This is a genomic window from Acinetobacter sp., assembly GCF_050285345.1.
Classification (GTDB): domain Bacteria; phylum Pseudomonadota; class Gammaproteobacteria; order Pseudomonadales; family Moraxellaceae; genus Acinetobacter.
Genome location: NZ_JBLZXR010000081.1, coordinates 1 through 6,709 on the forward strand (window position 1 = coordinate 1; position 6,709 = coordinate 6,709).

General features: G+C 40.6%; 5 protein-coding genes. All 5 read right to left on the reverse strand.

Annotation, left to right across the window (positions count from 1 at the left end; genetic code table 11):
• Positions 1-111: 111 nt before the first annotated feature.
• The 5 genes from ACN6OV_RS07240 to ACN6OV_RS07260 all read right to left on the reverse strand — a co-directional run bounded on the left by ACN6OV_RS07240 (position 112) and on the right by ACN6OV_RS07260 (position 6,089).
• Positions 112-222 carry a methionine/alanine import family NSS transporter small subunit gene (locus ACN6OV_RS07240; protein ID WP_427951335.1) on the reverse strand — a complete coding sequence of 37 codons (111 nt, stop codon included), beginning with the start codon at positions 220-222 and terminating at the stop codon, positions 112-114.
• Between the two features lies 1 nt (position 223).
• Positions 224-1,711 (reverse strand): sodium-dependent transporter, encoded by a 1,488-nt coding sequence (locus ACN6OV_RS07245; protein ID WP_427951338.1) that lies wholly within the window; start codon positions 1,709-1,711, stop codon positions 224-226.
• Positions 1,712-2,076: 365 nt separating this feature from the next.
• Positions 2,077-2,637: a DUF1287 domain-containing protein gene (locus tag ACN6OV_RS07250; protein WP_427951341.1), complete on the reverse strand. Its 561-nt coding sequence runs from the start codon at positions 2,635-2,637 to the stop codon at positions 2,077-2,079.
• A gap of 95 nt (positions 2,638-2,732) precedes the next feature.
• The gene (locus ACN6OV_RS07255; protein ID WP_427951347.1) at positions 2,733-4,181 is read right to left on the reverse strand and encodes an aldehyde dehydrogenase family protein; all 1,449 of its coding nucleotides are present in this window, start codon (positions 4,179-4,181) and stop codon (positions 2,733-2,735) included.
• Between the two features lie 534 nt (positions 4,182-4,715).
• Entirely contained in the window at positions 4,716-6,089 is a 1,374-nt protein-coding gene (locus tag ACN6OV_RS07260; protein ID WP_427951344.1) for an MFS transporter, read from the reverse strand.
• Positions 6,090-6,709 lie beyond the last annotated feature (620 nt).

Below are 6,709 nucleotides of genomic sequence, written 5' to 3' on the forward strand. Positions count from 1 at the left end.
TGCCCGATAAAAAATGGCGAAAACAAGAAGAACCTCAATTGAGGCTCTTCTTATGAAAATTGTGGGACAGCAGTGCCAAAGATGGTTCCTTTTTTATTTCATTGTTGATGATTAATCTTCTTCCTCATCCGGGTGTTTTGCCAAATGTAACATGGCTAAAACCAAGCCTCCCCAGAGCAGAATAATCGAAATCGCCATCATAATCATTGCGGAAGTATTCATCTTAGTTTTCCTCCCCAGTGTTGCTGTCTTTTAGACAACTAAACACGATTGCACCCAAAATAAACAATCCAACTGTACTTCCGCCCACAATCCATAAAATTTGCGTAGCGTAATCACCATAACCTTCAACAATAATCGATTTGATCGTTAGACCCAAAGCAATCGATAAAGATAAAGGCGTAACCACCGTCAGTAGAAAATTCCAGCCCTTGCCTAATTTCAAGCTTGAGTATTGATTTACGTGCTCTTGCAATTGTTGCATCAGTGGACGACGGAACCAAGACACCAAAATAATCGATAATAAACCACCACCGACAATACCAATATTATTGGCAAAGTAATCAATGATATCGACAAAGGTAATCGCGCTATGAGTTGAGAAAATAAGGGTCGAAATAACTGCTGAACTGCCTGCAATCAGTGTCACTGCCTTCTTGCGCGACCAGCCCAATTTATCTTGGAAAGCGGCAATTGGCACTTGAAGGATACTCACCATTGAGGTGATCCCAGCAACGGTTAATGATGCAAAGAATAAGAAACCAAAGAGATCGCCACCCGTTCCCATACTGGAAATAATTTTAGGGAAAGCAATAAAGGCCAAACCAATCCCACCTGAAACCACGTCTTGTACTGAAGAGCCCGAGCTATAAGCCATAAAGCCAAGTGCAGCAAAAACTCCAATCCCGGCTAAGATTTCAAAAGATGAGTTGGCCAATGCCACCACCAAGCCAGAACCGGTTAAATTGGTTTTTTTCTTCAAATAAGAAGCATAGGTCAACATAATCCCGAAGCCCACTGAAAGTGAGAAGAAAATATGTCCAAAGGCTGCTAACCACACTTTATAGTTGGCCATCGCTTCCCAGTTTGGGGTAAAGAAGGCATTCAAACCTGCTGTTGCACCGGGTAAACGTAATGCTTGAATCACTAAAATGGTAAACAATACTACCAACAAGGGCATAAAGATTTTATTGGCCAGTTCAACACCACGGCGTACGCCACCATATAAAATGAACATCACCACAGCCCAAACAATCGCTAGCCCAAAAAATAAAGTGGGGACAAAACCGAGTGCTAAGCCTTCACCATTTTGTAAATAGGTGGAAAAAAAGAAGCCTTGTGTATCTGTGCCCCATTGTTGACCAATCGAGTAGAACATGTAGCTGCCTGCCCATGACAAAACGCTGGCATAATAAATCCCGATGACCAAAGTCACCATCACTTGCCACCACCCCAAGGCTTCAGAATTCATAAGTTTCTTATAGGCGGTAGGCGGTGCCTTACGAAACTTGTGACCCACGGCATAATCTAAATAGAGTAGAGGTAAACCGGCAGCAAAAATGGCGATTAAATACGGCACTAAAAATGCCCCACCACCATTTTCATAGGCTACATAGGGGAAACGCCAAATGTTTCCGAGCCCCACAGCTGAACCTATAGCTGCAATAATAAATCCTGATCGTGCCGACCAGCTTTCACGATTATCTGACATAGAACACCTAAACCTCAGGCATCTTTTACTGCTGCTTGTTATGGTTATATCGCGAGCAAAAAAGAACCATAAAAATAAAATTCTGGGTGTTTGATCTGGTGAGATGCCTTGTGAGCTTCAATGCCAGATGGCAAACAGAAAAATAAATGATTAATTTTGCTTAAAAACTGAATTAAATATTTTTCCTTTATATGGATTTAACAATACTCACTTTTTTAAATATTTTCTGTAATTTCTGAATCAAATATTCTGTTTTTGTAATCTGTTTGCGATCAAACGTTCATTTAATCAGCTTAATTTTTATACAATACGGTTATTAATACTATAACTTTTAGGAATAATATATTTGGAGTGAAAACACTAGATTATTTCACTCGATAATGCCCTGTAATTTTATAAGCATACAAAATGTTCTCTTCCTGTGTTCCTGCACCAATATTATGAATAATCAGCGGTGTCTTTTTCAGTCTAGATTGACGGTCTGAAACAATACCAATATGAACAAGCCCACGGCCTAAGTCCCAAGTGACAATATCTCCCGCTAAATATTGCTGATCCAAAACTTGATAGCCTTGGCGTTTCATCCATGTTTGTATATTCGGCACACGGCGGTGATCAATATTTTTGTCTGGCCCTTTAAGCCCCCATTTTTGGGGATAGAATTTAAAGTGAGCTTTCATATCTTCATGAATAGTTTTTTGCAGATCAATCCCCTGCAAGCGTAATGCTCGAATTACTACATCGGTGCATACACCTTTTACAATCGGTACATCTCCCATTGGGTAAGCCAACCGAGTATACGCAGGATCATAATGCAAGGTCTTGCCGATTTGTCCACGTGCATCCACCACCAGCTGATTGGCATTCAATGCCCAAGCCGAGACATGTATAGCGATTAAGCTCAAAAATAAAAAAATCTGCTTCATCTGTTCTTATTCACTTCATTGCTTTTTTAGTCAAAATTACACTCAAAATGAAGGCATCAATCAAACCATCCTGATTGATGCCCGATCAAACTCGATTATGCTAATTTAATCGCCAGCATGCGCTCTTCTTGCATATCACGAATGGCGGATTGAATCCCTTCACGGCCCAAACCAGAATCTTTCACCCCACCATAAGGCATATTATCAACGCGGAAAGAAGGAATATCATTGATAATCACCCCGCCCACATCCAAATGGTTCCATGCGTACATCATCTTATGCAGATTCTGTGTATAGACTCCAGCCTGTAAACCAAAGCGACTGCTATTGATCTTGGCGATACCTTTCTCAAAGTTTTTGTATTTTTCCAAAATCACCACAGGTCCAAAAACTTCATCTTTATATACTTCAAGCGATTCATCGACATTTTCAAGCAGGATTGGATCCAGTAACACGCCATTTAGTTCACCACGTACCAAGGCCTTCGCCCCTTTTTTAATAGCCTTATCTACCCATTTATTGACACGGCTAGCCTCAGTTTCTTTAATCATTGGCCCAACCAGTGTGGTGTCTAATTCTGGGTCTGCTGCAGTGACTTTTTTTACTCTCGCCACCAACTTTTTCTTCACTTCGGCATAAATATCGGCATGTACCAAAATACGTTGCACGCTAATACACACCTGCCCTGCGTGGTTATAGCCGCCACCGACTAAACGCTCAATCAACGCATCACTAATTTCTGTATCTGGTTCCAGCAAAACTGCCGCATTACCCCCCAGTTCAAGAGTAACTTTTTTGCGGCCGGCCCGCGCTTTCATATCCCAACCGACCACATCCGAACCAGTAAAACTCAGCAGCTTAAATCGATCATCTGTCACCAAAACATCGGCATGTTCACGTGGGCAAGGTAAGACAGAAAATGCACCTTGCGGTAAATCCGTTTCCGCCAACACTGCCGCAATTTTAAGCGCGGAAATTGGAGTTAAACTGGCTGGCTTCAACACAAAAGGACAACCTGCGGCGATCGCTGGTGCAATTTTATGTGCGGTTAAATTAATCGGGAAGTTAAATGGGCTGATCAGCGAGACAGGACCTATCGGCACATGTTTGACCATACCTTGAAAGCCTGCCGCTGCGGGTGTCACGGCCAAAGGAATCATCCGACCATCATCCAACTGGGTCATGGCATCGGCTGCAATCTGAAAAGTATTAATTAGACGTTCGACTTCAGCCGCTGCGGCTTTACGTGGTTTGCCACCTTCTGCAATTAAAATATCGGTCAATTCAGCCCGCATTTCATCAAAGCGTTTCACACAATGCAATAAGATTTTTTGCTTCTGGAAGGGTTGCAATGCAGCCATAGCAGCAGTAGATTTCACCGCCGCATCGATGGCTTTTTCAATAGTTTTAGCATCGGCCAATGCCACCCGTGCATATACTTGCTGCGTATACTTATGATTTACTTCGAGCCATTGTTCTGTCTTTGCCGCTTTTCCTGCCACAAATAATGGATATTCCAGTACATCTAAAGCTGAATCTGACATTTGAATTTTCCCTACATTGGTCAACTGAACCGCTATGGTCATCAAGATTTCTTTATTCTTTCCTATGATGCGCTGAGTTGATCGACAGTTCACTATATTTACGTAACAAATTTTATTAATGTTGAATCAATGACATCTATTTTTATGGATACCATACAAGCAAATGCTTTAGTCATGGATGAATCAATAGCATGCGACATGTTTTATCGGCCGTGTAAGCAATTTCTTACACGACTTGACGATTTTTGAGACTACACAGCTTTGCTATCTCTGCCTATGATTAAATCCATAGCGAGACAGGAAGTCTCCTCAAAAAACAAGAAAAACCATCACAGCAGGATGCTGAAAAATACAAAAAAAAGGTACGACAGGAGTTCGCCTTGCAATGAATATAAAAAAGCCCTAACAGGATGTTGGGGCTTTTTTACATCTGATTGATAAGTATTAATCAATATTTCTTCAAATTTAGGCAGTTAGTCAAAACTAAAAGCCCATCTTATGATGGGCTTTTGAATACTGTGTAGAAAAAATGGCTTAGCTATAAGAGCGTTGAGTTGCTAAATTCTTTTTATCCAGATCCGATTCAGCAGGTACTTGAACCTCAACACGAGCCTGTCGGATAAAGAATATTGCAATTGCGCCAATAATGCCTGGAATTGCCACTGCAATAAAATTCCATTTATGCGGAAGTTCTAAACCTAGCAAATAACCAATTAAGATTGGACCAACAATTGCACCGGTACGACCAATTGCAGAAGCCCAGCCAATACCCGTTGAACGAACTGCAACCGGATAATACTGCGCCACATAACTATACAGCAAAATACTGCAACCGATTGATGATGCGCCAGCCAAGCTCACCAGTAAATAAATCACAGGTTGTGGAGAATTAAAGCCCAAACCGACCAGAGATAATACGCCCACAATCAACATGCCAATTAAAACTGGTTTAAAATTAAAGCGATCTGCGAGCACTCCCCCACTAATGGTGCCAATGACCGCACCAATATTTAGTGCCATCAAGAACATTAAGCTACTCCCTAAAGAATAACCGGCTGCCATCATTAATTTTGGTAACCAGCTGCCTAATGCGTAGAGCATTAAGAGGCACATAAAGAAAGCGACCCAAAATAATAATGTCCCTACTGCACGTTTTTCCGTAAATAAGGCTTGGACTGAGCTACTTTGCGTTTGATCATTCGATGATAAAACCAATTGCGTATTTGCTGAAACGTGTACTGCTGGATCAATTTTTTGTAAGAAATGACGCGCCTGATCTTGCTGATTTGCCTTCACTAAAAACGTCAGTGATTCAGGTAAAAACTTCCAGAATAGAGGGACAAAAAGAAGAGGAATCCCTGCAATATAAAACATGATCTGCCAGCCAAAGTCCGGCGTAAACCATTTCCCACATAATGCCGCCATAATGCCGCCAACCGCATAACCACTAAACATGGTGGTCACTAAAGTACTGCGTAAACGCTGTGGTGCATATTCTGAAGTTAAAGCAACCAAATTAGGCAATACCCCACCAATCCCTAATCCGGCAATAAAACGAAGCACTGCAAATTCAGTCGGATTCGATGCAAAACCACCTAAAAAAGTAAAAAGACTAAATAACGAAACACAAATTAAAATTACTTTTTTGCGACCAATTTTGTCAGCCAACATACCAAAACTCATCGCACCAAACATCATGCCTGCAAGTGCTGTACTCGCAAGCATTCCCGCTTGAACCGCCGTTAAGCCCCAGTCTTGCATGAGTAAAGGCAAGACCACGCCGTTAATCGCCAAATCATAGCCATCAAATAAGACGATAAACAGGCACCACAAAATAATGTTGACATGGAAAGTCTTAAACTTTGCATGGTCAACGATACTATTCACATTCATTGTGTTTATTGACATTGAAACTCACCTCCAATTGTGAGATCTATTTTTAAGTACAATGCCTTTTTGCTTATAGATTGTCCAAAATCACAAAGGTATAGATCGATACCTTATAGATATAGCTCAGATGATTGGGAGTAAAATGTCAGAATATTGACGATAAAATAGAAATGTTTATACATAAAAAATAGATGAACTGAGAGTCTAGTTTTTATAATTATTATGAATCATAGAGTTAGATTGAATTATATCACAATCAGACGATAGATTATTTGAAGCGAAAATTGTCAGATTAAAACGCCATATTTTATCAATATGTATGCTGGCCTACGATCTAAGTCGTAGATCTAGAAAATAGGCTGAACGATCATTCACCCTAAGTCGATAACCAATAGAGCAATACCTCTCTCCCTTATTTATAAAAATGATCGGCATTGAAGACACTTTGACATCATTTTTCTAAATTTTATGAGAAAAAGTTCTACTCACAACATTTTTAGATAAAAGTAAAGAGTCCTTAAAAGCAGCTCATTCTTTATTTTCTTTTTTTAAGCATAAAAGAAATCCCCCTGCTCGCTTTGAGTCAGGGGGATTTGAATAATGAGCTGGCGATGACTTACTCTCACATGGGTAACCCC